The 855-nt window shown below is 69.4% G+C and carries 1 protein-coding gene; it reads right to left on the reverse strand.

What is annotated here, in order from left to right:
* A partial coding sequence (gene ipdE1 / locus A9X05_RS01645; protein ID WP_067778726.1) for an acyl-CoA dehydrogenase IpdE1 occupies positions 1-855 on the reverse strand: 855 nt, incomplete at both ends.

The raw sequence follows: 855 nt of genomic DNA on the forward strand, positions 1-855 counted from the left end.
GCATCGCGCGCAACCCGGTCCACGCGCGGGTCAGCCGCTCGCGGATGAAGGGGTCGTCGGCGGCGCCGTTGCGACGCGCCAGGTCGGCGAGGTTGGAAAGCTCACGGGCGTAGCGGATCTGCTGCCCAAGCGTCGACACCCCGCGCTCGAAGGTCAGCGTGCCCATCGCGACCCGCCAGCCGTCGCCGGGCTCGCCGACCACCAGGTTGGCGTCGGTGCGGGCGTCGTCGAAGAAGACCTCGTTGAACTCCGAGTCACCGGTGAGCTGGATGATCGGGCGCACCTGCACCCCGGGCTGATCCAACGGCACCAGCAGGTAGGAAAGCCCGGCGTGCCGCTTGGACCCCTTCTCCGTGCGGGCGACCACGAAACACCACTGCGCCCAGTGCGCCAACGAGGTCCACACCTTCTGGCCGTTGATCACCCACTGGTCGCCGTCCAGCTCGGCGGTGGTGGACACGTTGGCCAGGTCGCTGCCGGCGCCAGGTTCGGAATAGCCCTGGCACCACAGCTCGGTGACGTCGAGGATCTTGGGCAGGAACCGCTGCTGCTGCTCGGGCGTCCCGAAGGCGATCAGCGTCGGGCCGAGCAGCTCCTCGCCGAAGTGGTTGACCTTGTCCGGCGCGTCGGCTTTCGCGTACTCCTCATAGAACGCCACCCGGTGCGCGGTCGACAGCCCGCGGCCGCCGTGCTCGACGGGCCAGCCCAGGCAGGTGAGACCGGCCTTGGCGAGATGCTGGTTCCATGCCCGGCGCTCCTCGAACGCCTCATGTTCGCGCCCCGGTCCGCCAAGACCCTTGAGAGCTGCGAATTCGCCGACCAGATTGTCGGCGAGCCATCGGCGAACCTCCGCCC

Source organism: Mycobacterium sp. E3298 (genome assembly GCF_001666895.1).
Classification (GTDB): domain Bacteria; phylum Actinomycetota; class Actinomycetes; order Mycobacteriales; family Mycobacteriaceae; genus Mycobacterium.